This is a genomic window from Mesorhizobium kowhaii (assembly GCF_003253745.1).
GTDB classification, from domain to species: Bacteria; Pseudomonadota; Alphaproteobacteria; order Rhizobiales; family Rhizobiaceae; genus Mesorhizobium; species Mesorhizobium kowhaii.
Genome location: NZ_MZXV01000019.1, coordinates 83,213 through 103,669, shown reverse-complemented (window position 1 = coordinate 103,669; position 20,457 = coordinate 83,213). Strand labels below are relative to the sequence as shown.

21 protein-coding genes and 1 tRNA gene are annotated in these 20,457 nt (G+C 64.5%); 11 read left to right on the top strand and 11 right to left on the bottom strand.

All coding sequences use genetic code 11. The annotated features are described in order from the left end of the window. Nucleotides 1-38: 38 nt before the first annotated feature. Nucleotides 39-644: a 3-isopropylmalate dehydratase small subunit gene (gene leuD, locus B5V02_RS10105; protein WP_111544079.1), complete on the bottom strand. Its 606-nt coding sequence runs from the start codon at nt 642-644 to the stop codon at nt 39-41. Nucleotides 645-792: 148 nt separating this feature from the next. Between leuD and B5V02_RS10100 the strand changes: the two genes are divergently transcribed. The 4 genes from B5V02_RS10100 to B5V02_RS10085 all read left to right on the top strand — a co-directional run bounded on the left by B5V02_RS10100 (nt 793) and on the right by B5V02_RS10085 (nt 2,583). Beyond that, nucleotides 793-1,218 carry a GNAT family N-acetyltransferase gene (locus B5V02_RS10100; RefSeq protein WP_111544078.1) on the top strand — a complete coding sequence of 142 codons (426 nt, stop codon included), beginning with the start codon at nt 793-795 and terminating at the stop codon, nt 1,216-1,218. Between the two features lie 73 nt (nt 1,219-1,291). Further along, complete coding sequence (locus B5V02_RS10095) at nt 1,292-1,603, top strand: ArsR/SmtB family transcription factor (RefSeq protein WP_208647066.1); 312 nt, start codon at nt 1,292-1,294, stop codon at nt 1,601-1,603. Beyond that, entirely contained in the window at nt 1,603-2,049 is a 447-nt protein-coding gene (locus tag B5V02_RS10090; RefSeq protein ID WP_111544076.1) for an SRPBCC family protein, read from the top strand. The genes B5V02_RS10095 and B5V02_RS10090 overlap by 1 nt, the downstream gene beginning before the upstream one ends. Nucleotides 2,050-2,091: 42 nt before the next feature. After that, complete coding sequence (locus B5V02_RS10085; RefSeq protein WP_111544075.1) at nt 2,092-2,583, top strand: SRPBCC family protein; 492 nt, start codon at nt 2,092-2,094, stop codon at nt 2,581-2,583. A 93-nt stretch (nt 2,584-2,676) separates the two neighbouring features. On the opposite strand, the gene B5V02_RS10080 is transcribed toward B5V02_RS10085, so the two are convergent. From B5V02_RS10080 to B5V02_RS40520, 5 genes are all read right to left on the bottom strand, one after another. Beyond that, complete coding sequence (locus B5V02_RS10080) at nt 2,677-3,843, bottom strand: NAD(P)/FAD-dependent oxidoreductase (protein ID WP_111544074.1); 1,167 nt, start codon at nt 3,841-3,843, stop codon at nt 2,677-2,679. A gap of 75 nt (nt 3,844-3,918) precedes the next feature. Further along, nucleotides 3,919-5,520, bottom strand: coding sequence for an ATP-binding protein (locus B5V02_RS10075; protein ID WP_111544073.1), 1,602 nt, complete (start codon nt 5,518-5,520; stop codon nt 3,919-3,921). Continuing rightward, complete coding sequence (locus B5V02_RS10070; RefSeq protein WP_111544072.1) at nt 5,511-6,203, bottom strand: response regulator transcription factor; 693 nt, start codon at nt 6,201-6,203, stop codon at nt 5,511-5,513. The genes B5V02_RS10075 and B5V02_RS10070 overlap by 10 nt, the downstream gene beginning before the upstream one ends. Before the next feature lie 3 nt (nt 6,204-6,206). Further along, nucleotides 6,207-7,757, bottom strand: coding sequence for a DUF4153 domain-containing protein (locus B5V02_RS10065; protein ID WP_111544071.1), 1,551 nt, complete (start codon nt 7,755-7,757; stop codon nt 6,207-6,209). Then, nucleotides 7,754-7,921 carry a hypothetical protein gene (locus B5V02_RS40520; RefSeq protein ID WP_167458444.1) on the bottom strand — a complete coding sequence of 56 codons (168 nt, stop codon included), beginning with the start codon at nt 7,919-7,921 and terminating at the stop codon, nt 7,754-7,756. Before B5V02_RS40520 ends, B5V02_RS10065 begins: the two co-directional genes overlap by 4 nt. A 334-nt stretch (nt 7,922-8,255) precedes the next feature. Here B5V02_RS40520 and B5V02_RS10060 point away from each other — a divergent pair, with 334 nt between their 5' ends. Then, nucleotides 8,256-9,146, top strand: a complete 891-nt coding sequence (locus tag B5V02_RS10060; RefSeq protein WP_167458443.1) for an HpcH/HpaI aldolase/citrate lyase family protein — start codon at nt 8,256-8,258, stop codon at nt 9,144-9,146. Nucleotides 9,147-9,195: 49 nt separating this feature from the next. Beyond that, nucleotides 9,196-9,402, top strand: coding sequence for a DUF1737 domain-containing protein (locus B5V02_RS10055; RefSeq protein ID WP_023763029.1), 207 nt, complete (start codon nt 9,196-9,198; stop codon nt 9,400-9,402). A gap of 257 nt (nt 9,403-9,659) precedes the next feature. Here the strand turns inward: B5V02_RS10055 and B5V02_RS10050 are convergent, their stop codons facing one another. After that, nucleotides 9,660-10,082: a metallopeptidase family protein gene (locus B5V02_RS10050; RefSeq protein ID WP_111544069.1), complete on the bottom strand. Its 423-nt coding sequence runs from the start codon at nt 10,080-10,082 to the stop codon at nt 9,660-9,662. Between the two features lie 136 nt (nt 10,083-10,218). Between B5V02_RS10050 and B5V02_RS10045 the strand changes: the two genes are divergently transcribed. The 4 genes from B5V02_RS10045 to B5V02_RS10025 all read left to right on the top strand — a co-directional run bounded on the left by B5V02_RS10045 (nt 10,219) and on the right by B5V02_RS10025 (nt 16,871). After that, nucleotides 10,219-10,851, top strand: coding sequence for a LysE family translocator (locus B5V02_RS10045; RefSeq protein ID WP_111544068.1), 633 nt, complete (start codon nt 10,219-10,221; stop codon nt 10,849-10,851). A 215-nt stretch (nt 10,852-11,066) separates the two neighbouring features. Further along, on the top strand, nt 11,067-12,110 hold the full coding sequence (locus B5V02_RS10035) for an ImuA family protein (protein WP_111544067.1): 1,044 nt from the start codon (nt 11,067-11,069) through the stop codon (nt 12,108-12,110). Beyond that, the gene (locus B5V02_RS10030; protein ID WP_111544163.1) at nt 12,052-13,527 is read left to right on the top strand and encodes a DUF6504 family protein; all 1,476 of its coding nucleotides are present in this window, start codon (nt 12,052-12,054) and stop codon (nt 13,525-13,527) included. Before B5V02_RS10035 ends, B5V02_RS10030 begins: the two co-directional genes overlap by 59 nt. Then, complete coding sequence (locus B5V02_RS10025) at nt 13,524-16,871, top strand: error-prone DNA polymerase (RefSeq protein WP_111544066.1); 3,348 nt, start codon at nt 13,524-13,526, stop codon at nt 16,869-16,871. The genes B5V02_RS10030 and B5V02_RS10025 overlap by 4 nt, the downstream gene beginning before the upstream one ends. 182 nt (nt 16,872-17,053) lie before the next feature. Here the strand turns inward: B5V02_RS10025 and B5V02_RS10020 are convergent, their stop codons facing one another. The 4 genes from B5V02_RS10020 to B5V02_RS10005 form a co-directional block, all read right to left on the bottom strand. After that, nucleotides 17,054-17,296: a Trm112 family protein gene (locus B5V02_RS10020; protein WP_111544065.1), complete on the bottom strand. Its 243-nt coding sequence runs from the start codon at nt 17,294-17,296 to the stop codon at nt 17,054-17,056. Nucleotides 17,297-17,468: 172 nt separating this feature from the next. Further along, nucleotides 17,469-18,140: an LON peptidase substrate-binding domain-containing protein gene (locus B5V02_RS10015; RefSeq protein WP_111544064.1), complete on the bottom strand. Its 672-nt coding sequence runs from the start codon at nt 18,138-18,140 to the stop codon at nt 17,469-17,471. Between the two features lie 153 nt (nt 18,141-18,293). After that, the gene (gene trxA / locus B5V02_RS10010; RefSeq protein ID WP_111544063.1) at nt 18,294-19,298 is read right to left on the bottom strand and encodes a thioredoxin; all 1,005 of its coding nucleotides are present in this window, start codon (nt 19,296-19,298) and stop codon (nt 18,294-18,296) included. Between the two features lie 78 nt (nt 19,299-19,376). After that, on the bottom strand, nt 19,377-19,874 hold the full coding sequence (locus B5V02_RS10005; protein ID WP_111544062.1) for a prolyl-tRNA synthetase associated domain-containing protein: 498 nt from the start codon (nt 19,872-19,874) through the stop codon (nt 19,377-19,379). Between the two features lie 323 nt (nt 19,875-20,197). Here B5V02_RS10005 and B5V02_RS10000 point away from each other — a divergent pair. Beyond that, nucleotides 20,198-20,272, top strand: a tRNA-Gly gene (locus B5V02_RS10000). Nucleotides 20,273-20,457 lie beyond the last annotated feature (185 nt).

The following is a 20,457-nucleotide window of genomic DNA, read 5'->3' as shown; positions in this document are numbered from 1 at the left end:
GTTCTACCCGAAGCGAAGACCCACCGTCGGCGCTGCGTTCAGGCCCAGGGGCGCTGCTCGGCGTTTCTCTTCTCGAACGAATCGATGGCGCCGGCCTTCTCCATGGTCAGGCCGATATCGTCGAGACCATTGAGCATGCAGTGTCGCTTGAAGTCGTCGAGGTCGAACGCGACCACGCCGCCATCGGGGCCGCGGATTTCCTTGGCCTCGAGGTCGATCGACAGAGTGGCGTTGGAGCCGCGCGAGGCGTCGTCCATCAGCTTTTCGAGGTCTTCGGGGCTGACGGTGATCGGAAGCACGCCGTTCTTGAAGCAGTTGTTGTAAAAGATGTCGGCGAACGAGGTCGAGATGACGCAGCGAATGCCGAAGTCGAGCAGCGCCCACGGCGCGTGCTCGCGGCTCGAACCGCAGCCGAAATTGTCGCCGGCGACCAGGATCTGCGCCTTGCGGTAGGCCGGCTTGTTGAGCACGAAATCCGGATTTTCCAAACCGTCGTCATTGTAGCGCATTTCGGCGAACAGGCCGGTGCCGAGCCCGGTGCGCTTGATCGTCTTGAGATAATCCTTGGGGATGATCATGTCGGTGTCGACATTGACGATCGGCATCGGTGCGGCGACGCCGGTGAGCTTGGTGAATTTTTCCATGGCTTTTGCCCGTGTTCTTGTTTCGGGGGAATTGCTGAGGCACGGTTTACACAAAGCCGCGGGCAAATAAAAGGCAACTGTTTGTGCAGGATGGCCAGCTGCGTAAAACGGCTTCGAATTCGCCGCCCGATGGTGCAGTCTGGCGATCATGGCGCAAAACTTCCACGTCCTCTATGCCCGCGAGCCCGCGCTCGACATCGCCGAATTCCGCCGTGTGCTGGTGGAATCCGGCCTCGGCGAGACACGCCCCGTCGATGACGGCGCCCGCCTGCAGGCGATGCTTGCGGGCGCCAATCTGGTGCTGACGGCGCGTCTCGATGTCGAGGGCAAGCCGCTGATCGGCGTTGCCCGCGCCCTCACCGACTTCTCCTGGGTCTGCTACATCTCCGAACTCGCCGTTTCCCAATCGGCGCAGGGGCTCGGCATCGGCAAGGGCCTGATGGACGAGGCGCGACGGCAGCTCGGGCCATCCGTCGCCATCAGCCTGATCTCCATGCCCGACGCCGTCGGCTTCTACGAACGGATCGGCATGATGCGCATGCCCGACGCCTTCTGGTTCTCCCGCAAGTACTGACGTGGTCGCCTTCTCGGCGTGAAAGCCTTGCCGCTTGACATGCAACCAAATGGTTGCATATTAAGCCATGAGTATGGATGCCGTCTTTCGCGCCCTGGCCGACCCGACCCGCCGGCAATTGCTGGACAGCCTCCATATCCGGAACGGGCAGACGCTGAACGCGCTGTGCGCGGAGATGGACATGACACGCCAGGCGGTGACCAAGCACCTGGCGATCCTGAAGGAAGCCAACCTCGTCACCACCATCCGCAAGGGGCGCGAGAAGGAGCACTACCTCAACCCCGTTCCCATCAACGAGATCGCCGACCGCTGGATCGGCAAATTCGAGCGCGGGCGGCTGAACGCGCTTGGCGATTTGAAGAAACGCCTCGAAAGGGAAGACTGATGAGCAACGCCTTCGTTTACGTGACCTACATCCGCACCACGCCCGAAAAACTCTGGGAAGCGCTGACCGAGCCGGAGTTCCACCAGCAGTATTTCCTCGGCGCCCAGATGCAGAGCGACTGGAAGCAAGGTTCGACGTGGAAGATGGTCTATGCCGATGGCCGCGTCACCGACAGTGGCGAGATCCTTGAGATCGATCCGCCCAGGCGGATCGTCATCAAATGGCGCAACGAGTTCATGCCGGAGGTGAAGGCCGACGGCTACACGCGCTGCACCTTCGTCATCGAGCAGGAAGGCGACATGATGAAGCTTGCCGTCACCCACGGGGCGGACGGTCCGCACAAATTGCTGGAGCATGTCTCCAACGGCTGGCCGCTGATCCTGTCAAGCCTGAAGAGCCTGCTCGAAACCGGCAAGGGTCTGTCGCGCCCGGCGTCGAAGGGTTGATGCCCTCGTTTCGATAGCGAAACGATCTTGTTGGAGGCACCTATGATGCATGTCCCTGTCGTGCACAGCATGACGAACGGCGAGACCGTCATGGCAAGCGCCGACGTCGGTGCGCCCGCCGAGCGTGTCTTCCGCGCACTGGTCACAGACGAGGTCGAGCGCTGGTGGGGGTCCACCGACACCTACCGGATGGTCGATTGGTCAGCCGATCTTCGCGTCGGCGGCCGCTGGAAGGTCACCGTCCGAACGGCTGACGGCAAGGACCTGCCGGCCAGCGGCGAATTCCTCGACATCGAGGCGCCGCGCCGGATCGTGCAGACGCGGGCCTATGCGTGGGATCATCCGACGCTTGGCCGGCGGCAAACGACGGTCGCCTGGCTGCTGCAGCCGATCGCCACCGGCACGCGCATCATCATCTGCCATGGCGGTTTTGCCGGCTTGAGCGACGCGGCGGCTGAACATGCCGAGGGCTGGGGCCGGGCGCTGAGCTGGCTGCAGGCTTATGTCGACGCTGGAAGGCCGGCGGCAGCTTAGACGACTGGCGGCGATGCAGACCCTTTTGATGTCGGCGGAACAGAGGGGGGTGGGCGGGAACTCGACGGAACGGCTTATTCTGCAGCGCCGTCGTCAAATCACATTCAATTCCCGGAACGCCCTTCCCTCGGCAACCCGGCCATACCCGAACGCCGAGCAGTTCACCGTGCGGTAGCCGCCATGTACGATCAGCTCGGCCAGCGCCTTGCCGACCGCCGGCGCCTGCTGCAGGCCGTGGCCGGAGAATCCGTTGGCGAACAGGAAATTGCCGACCTCAGGATGCGGGCCGATCACCGCGTTCTGGTCGAGCGTGTTGTAGTCGTAGTGCCCGGCCCAGGCACGGGTCGGCTTGATCGCCTCGAAGGCCGGAATGCGGGTCGCCAGCACCGGCCAGATGACCTCTTCGAACAGCGGCCAGTCCGGCTCGAAATCGGCGGGATCGGCAGGACCGTCGCCCTCTTCCGGCTCGGCGCCGCCGGTGATGTAGACCGAGCCTTCCGGCCGCACATAAATGCCCGAGGGATCGACTAGCAGCGGCATGTCGGCATATTTCTCGCGCGCCTCGAAAACGAAGACGTTGCGCTTGCGCGGCTCGACCGGCAGCGCCAGTCCGGCCATATCAGCCACCTTACCGGCATTCGGCCCGGCGGCGTTGATGACGGTGCCGGCTTCGAGCGTCTCGCCATTGTCGAGGCTGACGCCGGTGACACGGTCGCCCTGCCGCTCGATGCCGGTGACGTCAGCGGTGATGAAATCGATCTTCTTGCCCCGCAGGGCCTTGCGGAACAGCATCAGCATCGCATGGGCGTCGAACCAGCCCTCGCCTGTGCGGCCGTAGGCGCCGGCGGTGATGCCCTCGGCCGACAGCCACGGAAAGCGGCGCACCAGCTGATCCGCATCCTCGAGCACGATGTCGGCGCCCTCGGCCAACTGCGCGTCGTGATTGGCTTTCAGGATCGGCAAGCCGTTCTCGCCGGCGAGGATGAGATAGCCGCCTTCGCGAAAGCCGATATCGGCATCAGTGCCGAACTCTTCCTTCAACCGCCGGAACAGCTTTAGCGTGAACTGCGACAGGCGGATGTTTTCGGGGATGGAAAACTGCTGTCGGATGGAGGCGCAGGACAATGTCGTTGCCGCATGCGCAAATTGCGGATCGCGCTCGATCAACGCGATCGAGCCCGAAAACCCCTCCTCGCGCAGATAATAGGCGATCGAGGACCCGACGATGGCCCCGCCGATGATGACGATGTCGTAGCGCACGCTTTTTGCCTCTCCTAGCCTAGAGCATGATCCCGAAAAGTGGGTACCGGTTTTCGGATAAGATCATGCTCCAATTCATACAACCGGCAGAATGATCTCGAAGCGCGTGCCGCGTTCGGAGTCAACCAGCCGGATCATACCATCATGCGCTTTCAGGAGGGCCAGCACGATGCCGAGTCCCATGCCGGTGCCGCCGGAATCGCGCCGCGTGGTGAAGAACGGCTCGAAGATGCGCGCCCGGTTGCTGGGCGAAATGCCGGCGCCGTCGTCGCCGACCAGGATGGTCGCCTTGCCGCCGGTGCTCGCCGCTGAGACCGAAACCTGCGTCGCGCCGTGCCTGGCCGAATTGTCGATGAGATTGACGAGCACGATTGCCGCGTTTTCGGCCGATATGCGCAAACCGATCTCGCCGCCCGCCTCGACGCGTACCGCCAGCCTGTTGTCGACGGGAAGCAACGCCAGCGCTGCGCCGATCGAGGTGCTCTCGCCGCTCGGAGCGAGATTCTCGGCACGCGCCAGGTCGAGCAGCCGGCGAACCAGCAGATTGAGCCGTCCCGCATCGGTGACGATATTGTTGGAGAAGCGCCGCCGCTCGGCATCGTCCATCGCCGAACCGGAATCGCGCAGCAGCTCGGCCGCACCCTGGATCGCCGTCAGCGGCGATTTGAGCTCGTGCGAGACATGGGTGGCAAAGGTCTGGATGCTGTCCGAGCGCGCCTGCAGCTTCTCGGCCATGTCGAGGAAGGCGGCGGAAAGCTCCGCCATCTCGTAGGTGCCGTGGTGGTCGAGCGGCCTAATCGCCGCGCGGTCGCCGGCGGCGATACGCTCTGTGCGGTCGATCAGCGCATAGATCGGCCGGCTGACGGTGCGCAGGAAGACCAGGCCGATGAGCAGCGTGCCGCCGAGGATGGCGATTGCCGCCAGGGTCACCTTGCCGCGCTCGCCATAGAGATGCTTGACGATGTTGTTGGGCGTCCGCGACACATAGACCACGCCGGCGACCTTGCCGTCGACGGCCACCGGCAAAGCGACGAAGACACGCACCTTGGTGCCGCGGCTGACCGAATAGAGCGGTGGCGTCGGCTGGTCGGGGATGCGCAGCCTGAGCGCGCTGGCATAGCGGCCGGCAAGGGCGGCGCGCACCTCTTCGACCCCGCCAAGCGACAGCCCGACCTCGTTGCGCCCGGCAATGACGACACCCGTGGGGTCGAGCAGCCGGAAGCCGGCCAGCGTGGTTTTCTGCGTGGCATCGAGAATGCCCGACAGGCGCGCGCCGATCGCCGCGAAGGCGGGATCGATGGTGGCAGGCATCGCCGCCGGCCGCGTCGGCAGCACATAATCGGAAGCGAGATCGAGACGCGGTTCGATCGGCCGGTACAAAGGGTCCGGATCGACGCTCCGGCTCGCATCCCCGTTTGCCGGCGGTATCGGCGCGCCGAGCTTTTCCGGCGGGATGCCGGCGTCGCGCACATCCTGCGCATAGATGGCGGCGATGGCAGCGCCTTGCGCGATCAGCTCGGCCTCGGTCTGGCGGATCAGCTGGTTCTCGTAGAGCCGGAAGAAGAACAGGCCGACCAGCGGCAAGGCCATCACCAGGATCAGGATGGCGACGACAACCGTGGCAAGGCGTGGCCGCCATTTGCGGCCGATCCATTTGCGAGAGGCCGTCAGCCGCATCGGCCGAGCCGGAAGCCGACGCCATGCACGGTCTCGATGGCATCCAGGCAGCCCGCCGCCGCCAGCTTGGCGCGGATGTTGCGGATATGGCTGTCGACGGTGCGGTCGGCGACATGGATGTTGGCGGCATAGGCATTGGCCATCACCGCATCACGGTCGAGCACATGCGTCGGCCGCGCCAAAAACCCCTTCAGGATCGAGAATTCTATGCCCGTGAGGGCAAGCGGCTTGCCGTCGAAACTGGCGCTATGGCTGGCCGGCGCCAAGGCGAGCTTTTCCTGCGCGAACTGCCTGTCGTCGGCCGGTTCGGGCGGCGCTGGGCGGGCGCGCCGCAGGATGACGTTGACGCGGGCGACCAGCTCACGCGGGCTGAACGGTTTTGTCACATAGTCGTCGCCGCCCATTTCCAAACCCAGCACCCGATCGATTTCTTCATCTCGCGCGGACAGGAACAGCACCGGCACATCGGATGTGTGCCGCAGCCGCCGGCAGACTTCCAGCCCGTCCATCTCCGGCATGCCGATGTCGAGTACGACCAGGTCAGGTGTGCGCCGTCCGATCGCTTGCAGAGCGGCGGCACCATCGGCCACCGCTTGCGTCTTCATGCCGGCCTTTTCCAGCGCAAAGCAGATCACCTCGCGGATATGCGGATCATCGTCGGCGACGAGGATGTGATGCGGCATGGATCAGCGGCCCGGCACGTAAGGTTTGCTGGCGTCAGGAACCACGACAGGGCCCCTCGTGTCGAGATAGGCAAGCAACCGCCAGTCGCGAAAGCTCCAGGCCCGCCAGCTCTGCTGGAGGGTGCGATACCAGCCTTCGTCGCTGCCGCGCAGCCCCGCCAGTTCGCGAAAGACGGGATCGTTGGCGGCAGCCGTCCGGCTCTGATGGTCGAGGAAGCGATCGAGAGCCGGAAACGCACCCGGGCCAAGCGAGCGCAGATACCAGGCGTCGAGGGAGATGCCCTGGCCGGTCATTTCGAAGGAATGGTCGACATTGTAATTGGCGATCAGCGCGGCGAAATTGATGAAACAGCCGGCATAAAGCGTCAGAGATAACGTCAGAAGATTGGCGGACAGCAGCCATTCATTGGATTTTCCAAGTGCGATGCGGGCAATGATCAGGGCAAGGCCGGCCGCCACCAGCCCCATCCAGACGAAAGCGGCGACGCGCCAGTAGGTCAGCGCATAGATGCCGATATAGAGGTCGAGCCGCAGGATCGACGAGATGACCAGCATGATGTTCTGCGCCACCCAGGCATAGACCAGCCGGCGGATGAGCGGATCGGCTGATGCAGCACTTCCGGGCCGCAGCGCCGCCAGCACGAAGCCGGCAGCAAGCAGCGCGGTGACGATCAAGGGATAGGCGCCGCGATGCGCGTAAGCCGCGTAGCTGAGCCCGTCGGGCAGCGCCACCCCGCCCCACAGATAGGTGGCGTCGAGACCGGTCTGCAGCGCAAACAGGATGTTGAAGATAACAAGCGCGCGCAGGATGGCGGCTTTGCCGAATAGGATGTCCTCGATGGTGGTGACGGTTTTCTCGGATTGAGCGCTGACCGCCGCTGGCGGCATCGCGCGCGGGATGCGGCGCAACAGGCGAGGCAGGCGTGGCCGCAGAAAGGCCCAGACACAGGCCAGCACGAACAGCCAGAAGGCAATCCGCGTGAGCTGGATGAGATCGAGCAGCTTCAGAAGGTCGATCAGCGACAGCCAGTAGTCGATGACCGGATTGGCGGCGCCGAACAGGGCCAGGAAGACCGCGCCGAGCGTCAGCGGCATCACCCAGACGGCGATGGCCGCCAGCCGGACGCGGCGCCGGCCGAACCGGCGCGCCGTCTTGCGCCAGCGGATGAAATCACCAATGAGCCGGAACGGCACCGCCAGCCCGAACAGCGCGATCTGGCCGGCAATGCGGGCGATGCGATGGCGCAGACGTCCGCTGAGCGAAAGCGCGAAGACGATCATGGCCGCAAGCGCTGTTGACACCGACAGGGCGCTGACGTTTTCGGCAAGCGGCAGCAACGCGACAAGCAGCGCGACGGGCTTGAGCCACAGCCTGCCGTCGCTGAAGGCAGCGGGATGCACGGCGACGACCGCGGCGGCCATCAGGATGGCGAACAGGAAAACCGTGATGCCGGCGGGCTGGCCGTAGAAGAGAAAATCCGCCAGCGCGACCAGCACCACGGCAACACCGAGACGGGCGCAATAGCTCGGCGCGGCAGAGAAGAACGCTGTCATGACCTGGCTCTCCGGATGACTTCCAGCCGGATGATCGGCGGGTACTTGCGGGCGAAAGGGATGAGGGTCGCCACCGAATTCGCGCGCGGCGGATCGACCAGCCACCAGCCTTCGCTGCGCAGCCGGTAAGGCAGGAACCAACGGGGTATTGCTCGCTTTTGCATGCCGCCTGTCTCGCAGACCGGCCGGGAGACGGTGGGGCGTATCCGAGGAGGTTTTCCGCAAGCGTGTGCAGTTTTCGTGCAGGGCAAACGCTGCAGGTTGGCGCTGCCTCACCTGCCTGCCGGCATCCTCTCCCCGTAAACGGGGCGAGGGGCGCTGTTGTCGATGGTTTCGCCAATTGGGCGCAGCAGATGCGGACAGCCTCTTTCTCCCCGTTTACGGGGAGAAATGCCCGGCAGGGTAATGAGGGGCGGCGCCAACTCTGACAATTGGTGGACTCAAAAGCGATTGCCCTGCGCGCTTGCCTCGACCAACCACAGACGGCATAGATCAGCCATGGAAACCTATCGCCCGCGCCGCTCGGTGCTTTACATCCCGGCCTCCAACGACAAGGCGCTGGCCAAGATCGCGCAGCTTGCCTGCGATGCCGTCATCGTCGACCTGGAAGACGGCGTGGCCCCGGTCGACAAGATCGCCGCGCGTGAAAAACTGGCCGGCATTTTCGCCAACCGCCCAGTTGCCAACCACATTGGCCGGCGCTGCGAGATGGTGGTGCGCATCAATGCGCTGGCCAGCGAATGGGGCGCCGATGACCTGCTGGCCGCCTCAAGCTGCGAGCCCGACGGCATCCTGTTGCCCAAGGTCGACACGCCGCGCGACCTGCTCGAGGCCGGCGACGTGCTCGACGACAATTTTGCCCCCGACAGCGTGAAGCTATGGGCGATGATCGAGACGCCCAAGGCGCTGCTCAACATCGGCGCCATTGCCGAACTCGGCCGCGATCCGGCTTCGCGCCTGGCTTGTTTCGTTGCCGGAACAAATGATCTGCTCAACGACACCGGCGTTCTGGCAACGCCCGACCGGCGTTATCTCGTGCCGTGGCTGATGCAGATGGTGCTGGCCGCGCGCGCCGGCGGCCTCGACATGCTCGACGGCGTCTCCAACGATTTCCGCGACCTGGACGCTTTTGCCCATGAATGCACGGAAGCGGCCGCCATGGGGTTCGACGGCAAGAGCCTCATCCACCCGGCCCAGATCGAGGCGGCGAACCGCGCCTTCGCGCCGTCCGCGGAAGCCGTGGTCGAGGCGCGCCTGGTGAAGGATGCCTTTGCGCTTCCGGAAAATGCCGGCAAAAGCGTGATCGCGCTGAATGGCAAGATGGTTGAGCGGCTGCACCTGGTGCAGGCTGAAAAACTGCTGGCGAAGGCGGCCGCCATCGGCGCATGATATCATGCCCATGCTTGCCGGCTAAGGTACTCACGACAGGACTTGAGACATGAAACTCTACCGCTTTCTGACTGGCCCGGACGATGCCAGCTTCTGCCACAAGGTGACTGCGGCCCTGAACAAGGGCTGGCACCTGTTCGGCTCGCCGACCTATGCCTACGACAAGAAAGCCAAGACGATGTGCTGCGGCCAGGCCGTGGTCAAGGACATCGACGGCCAGGAGTACGGGCCGGACACCAAGCTGAGTGATTGGTAGGCTTTCACTGAGCTTTTCCTTCCTTCGTCATCCTAGGGCGTAGTAGTCGCGAAGCGACTGCGGAGACCCTAGGATCCATGCCGCTACCTCCGCCGAAGATCCTGACGGACGAGGATTGGTGCGATCAGACCGACGATCGGGATGGCCGCCCAGTTCTGTTCTGCCGGAGCACTGCACCAACGTCACGGCATGGATCCCAGGGTCTTCGCGACGGAGCTTCGCTCCTGCTTCGCCCTGGGATGACGAAGCATAGGGCCTTACTCAGCAGCCTCTTCGATCTTTTCCATATCGTCATCCGACAGGCCAAAATGGTGGCCGATCTCGTGGATCAGCACGTGGGTGACGATGTCGCCCAGCGTCTCTTCATTCTCGGACCAGTAGTCAAGGATGGCGCGGCGGTAGAGCGTGATGCGGTTCGGGCCTTCGCCGGTCTGCGGGTTCCAGCGCTCCGCGATGCCGCGTCCCTCGAACAGGCCGAGCAGGTCGAACGGCGTTTCCAGCGACAGATCGTCCATGATCTCGTCGGTCGGGAACTCGGCGATCTGGATGACGATCTCACCGGTCAGCTTGCGAAAATCCTCCGGCAGATGCGCGTAAGCCTCCAGCGCCAGGAACTCCATTTCCTCCATCGAGGGCGAAAGTTCGTCGTGCCAGGTGCGGGTCTTGTAGATGCGGGCCATGCTTTGTCCTTTGATCCCGGCATATAGGCTTTCGCGCCGGAATCGGCAAATGGCGCGGCAATTCCTGGTTCAGATGCTTTGCCGCCGCGGGGGAATCGCGTAGGGGTCAGTTCCGGCCATGTAACAGGGAGTTCTCATGCCGGACCTTTCCACTCTTGGACTTTTCGCGATTGCTTGCCTCGCCCTGACCGCGACGCCGGGGCCGGACATGCTGTTGATCGCCTCCCGCAGCGCCAGCCAGGGGCGCGCCTCGGGCCTGGCGACCTATGCCGGCATCGCCGCCGGCACCTATTGCCATGCACTGGCCGCCGCCTTCGGCCTGTCGCAACTGTTCCTTGCCGCACCCATCGCTTACGACATCGTCCGCTATGCTGGCGCGGCCTACCTCGCCTATCTCGCCTGGAAGGCGTTCCGCTCCAATGGAACAGCGTTTGCACCGGTCGCCGGCCTGCCGCGCTACTCGCAAGGCCGCATCTTCCGGCAGGGCTTGCTGACCAACCTGCTCAACCCGAAGATGGCGCTGTTCGTGCTGGCGCTGTTCCCGCAGTTCGTGCAGCCGCAGGCTGGTTCGGTGGCGGCGCAGATCCTGGTGCTGGCGACCGTGCTCAACCTGATCGGACTGGTGGTCAATGGCCTGGTCATCCTGACCGCAAGCCGGATCGGTGCAGCCTTGTCGAGGCGCACGCGGTTTCGGCGGGCGCCGCAGATCCTGCTGGGAACCGTCTTTGCAGGGCTTGCGGCACGGCTCGCCTTCGGCAGCCAGCGCTAGCTTCTCGACGATGGGGTCGGTGGTGCTTGCCTTGACGGACCTCGTACCTTGGCGATGAGCGGAAACGCCTATCGCTTCGTCACGACGACTCCCGCCTTCAGGCTACTGGCCGAATGCAGAGGAATAAATTCCCCATGACTCTGCTTGACTCTTGGGGTCCCCTCTGGAATCTATAGGAACATAACAGGAACAATTGTGAGTGGAAGCTGACCGTCATGGCGATGACCGCCGTGGCGCGGGAGACTGTTTTTGCCCTGCGCCGCCAGATCGCGAAGATCGAGGGAACGTTGCCCGAGCGCCTGCAGGCGCCGGTCGCCGCGACCCCTGATGCTGGCGTCTCGCCCAACACCGATCTCACCATCATCCGGCGCGGCATTGCCGCGGCCTTGCCGGATACGTTCTTGCCCACCGGCGTGGAGCGGCTCGATACCGCTCTGAGCGGCGGCCTGCCGAAAGCTGCCTTGAGCGAAATCCATGGCACTGAAACCCGTGATGCCGGAGCCGTCGCCGGCTTTGCCCTGTCGCTCGCAAGCCTGATCCTCAAGCAGACGCAAGGGCTGCCGGTGCTGTGGATCGGCACATCGGAGATTTTTCGCGAGGCGGGCTTTCCCTACGCCAGGGGGCTTCATGCCTCGTTCGGCATCGAACCTGAGCAATTGCTGTTTTCCGAGGCGCCAAGGCTTGTCGATGCGCTGTGGATCGCCGAGGAGGCCGCAAAGATGACGGCACTCGCCGCCGTCATCCTCGAGATCCGCGGCAATCCGCAGCGGCTCGACCTGACCGCGACGCGGCGGCTGCATGCCCGGGCGCAGAGTGCCGGCCGGCCGGTGTTCCTGCTGCGGCAGGCTGCCGGGCCCGAACCGACGGCGGCACCGGTTCGTCTCATCGTCGCGTCAGCGCCGGCAGTGCCGCGCCACACCATCGCCGGGCCACTCGCCGGCTCGATCGGCCGCCCGGCCTTCACCATCACCATCGGCAAGAGCCGCACGGCCCTGCCTGGACAATTCACACTGGAGTGGAACCCCGATGAACGCGCATTCGACGAAAGATGGGGCGACGAAAGATGGGGCGAGGAAAGAAGAGGCGAGGAAAGAGCAAAGAATCCTGTCCCTGTGGTTTCCCTATCTGGCAGTGGAAAGGATCCTGCGGCAGCGTCTGGGGCGGTCCTGGCGTTCCCGGCCGTCGGATCACTTGCCGCTGGTGATCAGCCATCGCCGTGGGAACGCGCAGCGCATCTCAGCCCTCGACGAGCGGGCTGAGGCGCTGCACCTGAAACGCGACATGGGCATCGCCGATGCGCGCGCCATGCATCCGACGATCGACATCGTCGAGGCCGATCCGCAGGCCGACCGCCGCCTGCTTGAAGGCCTTGCCGACTGGTGCGACCGCTACACCCCGCTGGTCGCGCTGGACGCAACAGACGGCCTGTTTCTCGACGTCACCGGCTGCACCCATCTTTTCGGCGGCGAACGCGCCATGCTGGACGATATCCTGTCGCGCTTCTTCCATCAGGGTTTCGATGTCCGCGCCGGGCTTGCCGCGACACCGGGTGCTGCCTGGGCGGCGGCACGCTTTTCCGGCGACCGTATTGTCGCAGGCGGCGAGGAGGAGGCGCTGCTGGCGCCCTTGCCGCTGGCAGCACTGCGCATCGAGCCCGCGACCCGCACCAGCCTGGAAAGCGTCGGCCTGCGCACGGCGGGCGCCGTCATGGCGGCACCGCGCGCGCCGCTTGCCCGCCGCTTCGGCGCCTCCTTGCTTTTGCGCCTCGACCAGGCGCTTGGCCGTCTCGACGAGGCGGTGTCGCCGCGCCTTCCCGTCGCACCGCTTTCGGTCGAACGCCATCTCAGCGAGCCCGTCACCCTGACCGAGGACATCGAACGGCTGGTGGGCATGCTGGCGGCGGCATTGAAGACCGACCTCGAGCGTCGCGGCGAGGGTGCCAGGACGCTGGCGCTGCTGCTCTTTCGCGTCGACGGCGCCGTCAGCCGCATCGCCATCGGCACCTCGCGGCCGATGCGCGAACCCCAGCTGATCCAGAAATTGTTCCATGAAAGGCTGGCCGCGCTCGAACAGGATATCGATGCCGGCTATGGCTTCGATCTGGTGCGGCTCTCGGTGCTGACGGCCGCCGCTTTCGACATGCAGCAGGCCGACCTTGCCGGCGAAGTGACCGACGACGGCGCCGATATCGCGCTGTTCGCCGATCGCATCCGCGCCCGGCTCGGCGAGGGCGCGGTCCTGCAACCGGTCACCGTGGAAAGCCATCTGCCGGAGCGTGCGGTTGCGACAATCCCCTTCACCGCGGCCCCGCGCCGGACCACGCCGCCGAAGAAGCCGGACCGGCTGCAGGCGCCGATGACCATCTTCCCGCCGGAACGGCCGATCCGGCTGTTCCGCTCGCCCGAACCCATCGAGGTGCCGGCCACCGAAATGCCGGAGGGCCCGCCGCTGAACTTCCGCTGGCGGCGCGCGCTCTACCGGGTGATGCGCGCCGAGGGGCCGGAACGCATTGCCGCCGAATGGTGGCGCGAGGCCGCGAGCGACGAGGCGGCATCGACGCGCGACTATTACCGCATCGAGGATGCCGACGGCCGCCGCTACTGGCTCTACCGGCAGGGCCTTTATGGCGGCACCCAGGTGCCGCCGCGCTGGTTCATGCACGGGGTCTTCGCATGAACGCGCTGACCGTCATTCCCTATGCCGAATTCGGCATCCAGTCGAATTTCTCCTTCCTGCGCGGCGCCTCCAAGCCGGAGGAGCTGGTGGTCGCGGCCAAGCTTTTCGGCTTTTCCGCGATCGGGCTTGCCGATCGCAACACGGTGGCCGGCGTGGTGCGCGCCTGGCAGCAGGCCAAGGTCGAGACGCTCTCCTACCATCCCGGCTGCCGGCTGGTTTTTGGCGACGGCACCCCTGACATTCTCGCCTATCCGCAGGACCGCAAGGGCTGGGGGCATCTCTGCCGCATGCTGACGCAAGCCAATCTGCGCGACGAGAACGAAAAGGGCGCCACCCTTCTCCAGCGCAGCGACTTGCTTGAATGGGGGGATCTGATGTCGCTGGCGGTCCTGCCCGATCTGACGGCGGGGACGGAAGACAGTCTCGCTCTGCTTCGCCAGCTCAAGGGTCGTTTCGGGAGGAATCTCCGTCTGGCCGTTTCGCCGGACTATGCGGGCAATGACCGTTTCCGGATCGAGCAGGCAGCGGCGTTTGCCGAAAGTGCCGGCATCCCGCTGATGGCGACCAACGACGTTCTCTACCACACGACTGAGCGGCGTCCGTTGCAGGACGTGCTGACCGCGATCCGCCTCAACACGCCCGTCGCCGAGGTCGGGCTGCAGCTGGCCGCCAATGCCGAGCGCCATTTGAAGCCGCCGATGGAAATGGCGCGCCTGTTCCGCGGGCATCCGCAGGCGCTGGCCGAGACCTTGCGCTTTGCGCAGGAGCTGACCTTCTCGCTCAGCGACCTCCAGTACAATTACCCCGACGAGCCGACGGAATCGGGTCTCGGGCCGCAGGCCGAGCTGGAACGATTGGCGCGGGAGGGGGCGGCCAACCGTTATCCGGCGGGGGTGCCTGCGTCCGTGACCAAGCGCATCGAGGAGGAGCTCGCTCTGATCGAGCGCCTCAACTACGCCCGCTATTTCCTGACCGTCTACGACATCGTCAAGTTCGCCCGCAGCCAGGATATCCTCTGCCAGGGGCGTGGTTCGGCCGCCAATTCGATCGTCTGCTTCTGCATCGGCATCACCGAAGTCGGGCCGGAGCGGATCGACACACTGTTCGAGCGCTTCATTTCCGAGGAGAGGAACGAACCGCCCGACATCGACGTCGACTTCGAGCATGAAAAACGCGAAACCGTCATCCAGTACATCTATACGAAATACAGCGTCAAGCGCACCGCGCTGGCCGCCGCCGTCATCAGCTATCGCGGCCGCTCGGCGCTGCGCGAAGTGTCGAAGGCGATGGGCCTGTCGGAGGACGTCAGGGGATCGCTGTCCGGCTCGATCTGGGGCTGGTCGACCTCGGAGCTCGGCGAGAAGGAAGCCCGCGCCGGCGGCCTCGACCGCACCGATCCGGTGTCGCGGCACGTGATCGAACGCGCCAACGAGATCATGGGCTTTCCGCGTCATTTGTCGCAGCATGTCGGCGGCTTCGTCATCACCAGGGACCGGCTCGACGAGATCGTGCCCATCGTCAAGACGGCGATGGCCGAGCGCAAGATGGTCGAATGGGACAAGGACGATCTCGACGCGGTGAAGATCCTCAAGGTGGACGTGCTGGCGCTCGGCATGCTGACCTGCCTGAAGCGCGCCTTCACCTTGCTTACGGATCACTATCCAGATGCGCGGGATGCGTTTGGGCAACCCTATGTGCTGGCCACCCTGCCGCCGGAAGATGCCGACGTCTACGACATGATCTGCCGCGCCGACACGCTCGGCGTCTTCCAGATCGAATCGCGCGCCCAGATGTCGATGCTGCCGCGCCTTCAGCCGCGCACTTTTTACGACCTCGTCATCGAGGTGGCGATCGTGCGGCCGGGCCCGATCCAGGGCGACATGGTCCACCCCTATTTGCGCCGCCGGCAAGGCAAGGAGCAGGCCGAATACCCCAAGCCGGAGCTGAAGGAAATTCTCGGCAAGACGCTGGGCGTTCCGCTGTTCCAGGAACAGGCGATGAAGATCGCCATCGTCGCCGGCGGTTTCAGGCCAGGCGAGGCCGACGAACTGCGCCGCGCCATGGCCACGTTCAAGCGCACCGGCACCATCGGTAATTACCGCCAGCGCATGATCGACGGCATGGTCGGCAAGGGTTACGAAAAGGACTTCGCCGAGCGCTGCTTCAAGCAGATCGAGGGCTTTGGCGAATATGGCTTTCCCGAAAGCCACGCCGCGTCCTTCGCCCTGCTCGTCTATGCCTCCTGCTGGTTCAAGACCTTCTATCCCGACGTGTTCTGCGCCGCGATCCTGAACTCGCAGCCGATGGGGTTTTACCAGCCGGCCCAGCTCGTCCGCGACGCGCGCGACCACGGCGTCGACATCCGCGAGGTCGACGTCAATTTCTCCGTCTGGGACTGCACGCTGGAGAAGGCATCTTTCGATCCGGCCCGCATCCTTGAACGCCACGCCACGATGCGTGGCGTCATCGCGACAAATCATGCGCTGCGGCTCGGCTTCAGGCAGATCAAGGGCCTGTCGGAGGAGCGCATGGACGCTTTCGTCGAACGGCGCGGTTCAGGCTATGAGTCCGTCAGGGACGTCTGGCTGCGCTCCGGCCTCGATGTCGACGAGATCGAAAGGCTGGCGCAGGCCGACGCCTTTCGTTCGCTTGGCCTCGATCGTCGTGAAGCCTTGTGGGCGGTGCGCGCGCTCGACGGCAAGAGCGCCGCCGAAAAGCTGCCGCTGTTCGACCAGAAGGATATCCGCCTGCGCGAGCTGGAGCCCGAGACGAAGCTGCCGAAAATGCCGCTCGGCGAGCATGTCATTCACGACTACCGCTCGCTCGGCCTGTCGCTGAAGGCGCATCCGGTCGCCTTCCTGCGCGAGCGGCTCGACCGGGCCGGCGTCACGCCCAATGCCAGATTGCCATCCGTGCGCGATGGCAGGCGTGTCTCGGTCGCCGGCCTCGTGCTGGTGCGGCAGCGCCCCGGCAAGGGCAACGCGATCTTCCTGACGCTGGAGGACGACAAGGCCGTCGCCAACATCATCATCTGGCAGAGAACCTTCGACCGCTATCGGCCCGTCATCATGGGCGCCAGGTTCGTCCGCGTCACCGGCAAACTGCAGTCGGAATCGGATGTCATCCATATCGTCGCCGAGAAGATCGAGGACCTGACGCCCTGGCTGACCGTGCTTCTGGAGAGGGTCGGCCAGGCCCGCCTGCCGGTCGCCGGTTCGCCGGACGCCAGCGGTCCGGATCGAGACAGTCTGCCCGGGCTACGCAACGCGCCGATCGGACAGGACCTCGCAACGCTGTCGGAAGAGGCGGAAAAGGTCATGCCCAAGGGCCGCAATTTTCAGTAGAGCCCAAGTACGTTTCTTGGACCTCGTCAGTTGGGCGGCAGGGTATGTTGAGATTCAGGTCAGGCCGAGCCGAGAATGATGGTCTTCGAGAACCGGAGCGCAGCGTACTTTTGGGTACGTGAGCACCGGAAGCGCAGAAGACCGCCATTCGCAGGCCGGCATCACCTGAATATCAACATACCCTAGGAAGGCCCGCTCAGGCGCGGCGGGGTCAACACATCCTCCACGGAGAGCGTCCGCGCTTCCGAGGGCAGCATGATCGGGATGCCGTCGCGCACCGGATAGGCGAGCTTGGCGACCCTGGAAATCAGTTCGCCGCGCTCCGGATCCCAGGTCAGCGGCCCCTTGGTCAGCGGGCAGGCCAGCAACTCCAGCAGCTTGGGGTCGACATTGATCTTCTTCCCGTCACGTCCGTCCGCTGCCATCAGTTCCTCTTTCTCGCCAACTGCAGGCCTAAGATGTGTTGAGATTCAGGTCAGGCCGAGCCGAAACTGGTGGGTTCCGAGAACCGGAGCGGAGCGTACTTTTCGTACGTGAGCACCGGAAGCGCAGGAAGCCGCCGGTTGCAGGCCGGCATCACCTGAATATCAATGCATCTTACTGCAGGCTCGAACCAAAGTCCTCATTCTCGCGCGCCAGCGCCATTTCGGTGATGGCGATCAGCGTCTCGGCCCGTGTCTTCAAATCCGCCGCTTCGAGCAGCGCCTGTTTCTCGGCTGGCCCATAGGGCGCCATCATCGACAGCGCATTGACCAGCATGGCGTTTTCGGCCCGGCTGACGCTTTCCCAGTCGGCTTCGAGATCATTGGCCTGCAGATAGGCGCGAAACGCCCTGAGCAGCGATGGCCGGTCGATCTCATCAGCCGCCTGGTCCTCGTCGAGATCGGTAAGGAACGGCGCCAGCTTGCACTGGCGAAACGGCGTCTTGACCGTCAGCTCCTGGGCGATGCGGAACCGGCACACGCCCTGCAGCGAAATCAGATAGCGGCCGTCGCCGGTCTCGGAAAGGGCAATGATGCGCCCGGCGCAGCCGACATTGCAGAGTTCCGGCTCGCCGTCGTCGCGCAGCGCGCCGTCGAGGCGGGGCTGGATGATGCCGATGAGCCGCGAGCCGGTGATGGCCTCGTCCACCATCTGCAGGTAGCGCGGCTCGAAGACGTTGAGCGGCATGCGGCCTCCCGGCAGCAAAAGCGCACCCTCGAGCGGAAAGATCGGGATCGTCGACGGCAAATGCTTGGCGAGCCGGTAATGCGCGTTTCCCGCTTGCACCTCATTCCTCCGATCGCTTCCATAGGGAAGCGGGTGTTGTTTCTATGCATGTCGTTCTCACAAAACCGTGGCCACTTTGCGCGACATGCATTGAAGTTTGGTAATCTGGCGCAATCATCGCCGGCCGCAAGCCCGTACGGCAAAAACAACCGCTCAGGAAAACAGCAAGGCAGACAATTTTCGGCGCGCCGCAAGCGTCGCCTCGTCGGTCATGCCCCAGGCCTCGAACAGCTGCAGCAATTGCGTCCTGGCGCCGTCCTCGTTCCAGGCGCGGTCGGCCTTGATGATGGCCAGCAGATTGTCGGCCGCCGCCGTGCGATCGCCGTTGGCGTTCTGGATCATGGCAAGGTCGAAGCGCGCCTGATGGTCTTTGGGATTCTCAGTCAGGCGACGCTCGAACTCGGCTGGGTTGCCAAGGGCGGCAGCTTGCGCCGCCAGCGCCATCTTGGCGCGCAGGGCTGCCAGCGGCGGCGCATCCTTCTTCGCCTCCGGCGCTGTTGCCAGCAAGGCCTCGGCGCCTTCGATGTCACCGGCCTCGAACATCAGGTCGCCCAGCCCGCCAATCGCCTCGACCGTATCCGGCGCCTGCGCCAGGATGGCGTCGTAGATGTCGGCCGCGGTCTGCATGTCGCCGGCCTCGCGCGCCTCGGCTGCCGCGGCCAGGGCCTCGGCCACCGGCGGCGCACCATTGCCCTTGCCGCCGACCTTGGTGATGAATTCGGCGATCTGGCTCTCGGGGATCGCGCCCATGAAGCCGTCGACCGGCTGGCCGTCCTTGAAGGCGATGACCGCCGGAATCGACTGGATGCCGAGCTGGCCGGCGATCGAGGGATGGTCGTCGATGTTCATCTTGACCAGCTTGACCTTGCCGCCGGCGGCCTTGACCGCCTTCTCCAGCTGCGGCGTCAACTGCTTGCAAGGCCCGCACCAGGGTGCCCAGAAATCGACCAGCACCGGCTGACGGCGCGATTCCTGGATGACATCGGCGGCAAAGGCGGCGGTCGTCGTATCCTTGATGACGTCGGTGGCCCCTGGGGCGGCAGGGGCCGGCGGCGCCTCGCCAAGCGCGACTTTCGCGCGCGGGGCCCCGGTTCCACCATACTGCACGGTGGTGGAGTATTGGCCGCCATTGCTGCCAAACGGATTGTTGTCGCTCATCTCTTTACCCTTCCGTGGCGCGGCCGGCGGCGGCTAGGCGCCTTTCAGACAATCTGACTTAAGCCATCCATGTGGCGATCACGCGGAGACTTTCAAGATAACAGCATCGTGCCCGGTTGCCTCGACGAATCTGATCAGGTCGCCCGCCGCGACCGACGTCGTCGCCTCATTGGTCAGCGGATGCGCGTTGATCATCGCATGATCCATCAGCGCCTTGTCGAGAACGACCTTGACCCGGCCCGCCCTGTCGTTGATCAGGCCGAAGACCGTGACCGCGCCCGGCGCCACGCCGAGCAGCTCCATCAGCATCTCCGGCCTGCCGAAGGAAACGCGGCCGGCGGCACCGATCACCTGGTGGATCTGCTTCAGGTCGACGACCGCCTCCTCGCCGACGGTGACCAGGAAGAAATTGTCCTTCTTGTCCTTCAGGAACAGGTTTTTCGTGTGGCCACCGGCGATTTCGCCGCGCAGCGCTTGCGAATCGGCAACCGTGAACAGCGGCGGGTGGCGCCGCGTCGAGGCAGCGATGCCGAGTTCGGCAAGAAATTCCATCAGGTCAGCTTCGGTCTTCGGCATCGGTTTTCGTCTTCGTCCCGTTTCCTGCCAAGCCGTTTACGGCCAATGGGGCGGCCGACACAAGACCGTCATGCGACATGGCGGTGAACGCACCCGCCGACTAAAGCGCGTCGCGTTTGAACGGATTCAGGCGACGCGCTTTAGCCTCTTTGTTTTTATGCATGTCGTTCTCCCAAAACCGGGGCCACTTTTGGGCGACATGCATTAGCGCTGGCGGCTTGCCGGCATCGCCTGCCGCATTGCAAAATGCCTGACATTTCCCTGTTGCAATCGCCGCGCTCTTCAGCCATATAGGCCCGGCTTGCGGCCAAGACGCCGTGTGAGCGGGTGTAGCTCAGGGGTAGAGCACAACCTTGCCAAGGTTGGGGTCGAGCGTTCGAATCGCTTCACCCGCTCCAATTTCCTCCAGGGAAATCAAGCAATTAAAGCGGCTGCCGAGAGGTGGCCGTTTTGCATTTTCTCTTCGGTGTCCACCGGGTGACCACGTAGCCTGCGCGAACTTCCTGGCGCGCGGGTCATGTGTTCTAGTTATATGGAAATGCCCTTGATCTATCTGCCTGGCTTTTCAATGGCAGTTAGTAAC

Excerpts from the sequence above, each read along its gene's own strand:
- leuD (WP_111544079.1), bottom strand. The coding sequence starts at position 644 with ATGGAAAAATTCACCAAGCTCACCGGCGTCGCCGCACCGATGCCGATC.
- B5V02_RS10100 (WP_111544078.1), top strand. The coding sequence starts at position 793 with ATGGCGCAAAACTTCCACGTCCTCTATGCCCGCGAGCCCGCGCTCGAC.
- B5V02_RS10095 (WP_208647066.1), top strand. The coding sequence starts at position 1,292 with ATGGATGCCGTCTTTCGCGCCCTGGCCGACCCGACCCGCCGGCAATTG.
- B5V02_RS10090 (WP_111544076.1), top strand. The coding sequence starts at position 1,603 with ATGAGCAACGCCTTCGTTTACGTGACCTACATCCGCACCACGCCCGAA.
- B5V02_RS10085 (WP_111544075.1), top strand. The coding sequence starts at position 2,092 with ATGATGCATGTCCCTGTCGTGCACAGCATGACGAACGGCGAGACCGTC.
- B5V02_RS10075 (WP_111544073.1), bottom strand. The coding sequence starts at position 5,520 with ATGCGGCTGACGGCCTCTCGCAAATGGATCGGCCGCAAATGGCGGCCA.
- B5V02_RS10070 (WP_111544072.1), bottom strand. The coding sequence starts at position 6,203 with ATGCCGCATCACATCCTCGTCGCCGACGATGATCCGCATATCCGCGAG.
- B5V02_RS10065 (WP_111544071.1), bottom strand. The coding sequence starts at position 7,757 with ATGACAGCGTTCTTCTCTGCCGCGCCGAGCTATTGCGCCCGTCTCGGT.
- B5V02_RS40520 (WP_167458444.1), bottom strand. The coding sequence starts at position 7,921 with ATGCAAAAGCGAGCAATACCCCGTTGGTTCCTGCCTTACCGGCTGCGC.
- B5V02_RS10060 (WP_167458443.1), top strand. The coding sequence starts at position 8,256 with ATGGAAACCTATCGCCCGCGCCGCTCGGTGCTTTACATCCCGGCCTCC.
- B5V02_RS10055 (WP_023763029.1), top strand. The coding sequence starts at position 9,196 with ATGAAACTCTACCGCTTTCTGACTGGCCCGGACGATGCCAGCTTCTGC.
- B5V02_RS10050 (WP_111544069.1), bottom strand. The coding sequence starts at position 10,082 with ATGGCCCGCATCTACAAGACCCGCACCTGGCACGACGAACTTTCGCCC.
- B5V02_RS10045 (WP_111544068.1), top strand. The coding sequence starts at position 10,219 with ATGCCGGACCTTTCCACTCTTGGACTTTTCGCGATTGCTTGCCTCGCC.
- B5V02_RS10035 (WP_111544067.1), top strand. The coding sequence starts at position 11,067 with ATGGCGATGACCGCCGTGGCGCGGGAGACTGTTTTTGCCCTGCGCCGC.
- B5V02_RS10025 (WP_111544066.1), top strand. The coding sequence starts at position 13,524 with ATGAACGCGCTGACCGTCATTCCCTATGCCGAATTCGGCATCCAGTCG.
- B5V02_RS10020 (WP_111544065.1), bottom strand. The coding sequence starts at position 17,296 with ATGGCAGCGGACGGACGTGACGGGAAGAAGATCAATGTCGACCCCAAG.
- trxA (WP_111544063.1), bottom strand. The coding sequence starts at position 19,298 with ATGAGCGACAACAATCCGTTTGGCAGCAATGGCGGCCAATACTCCACC.
- B5V02_RS10005 (WP_111544062.1), bottom strand. The coding sequence starts at position 19,874 with ATGCCGAAGACCGAAGCTGACCTGATGGAATTTCTTGCCGAACTCGGC.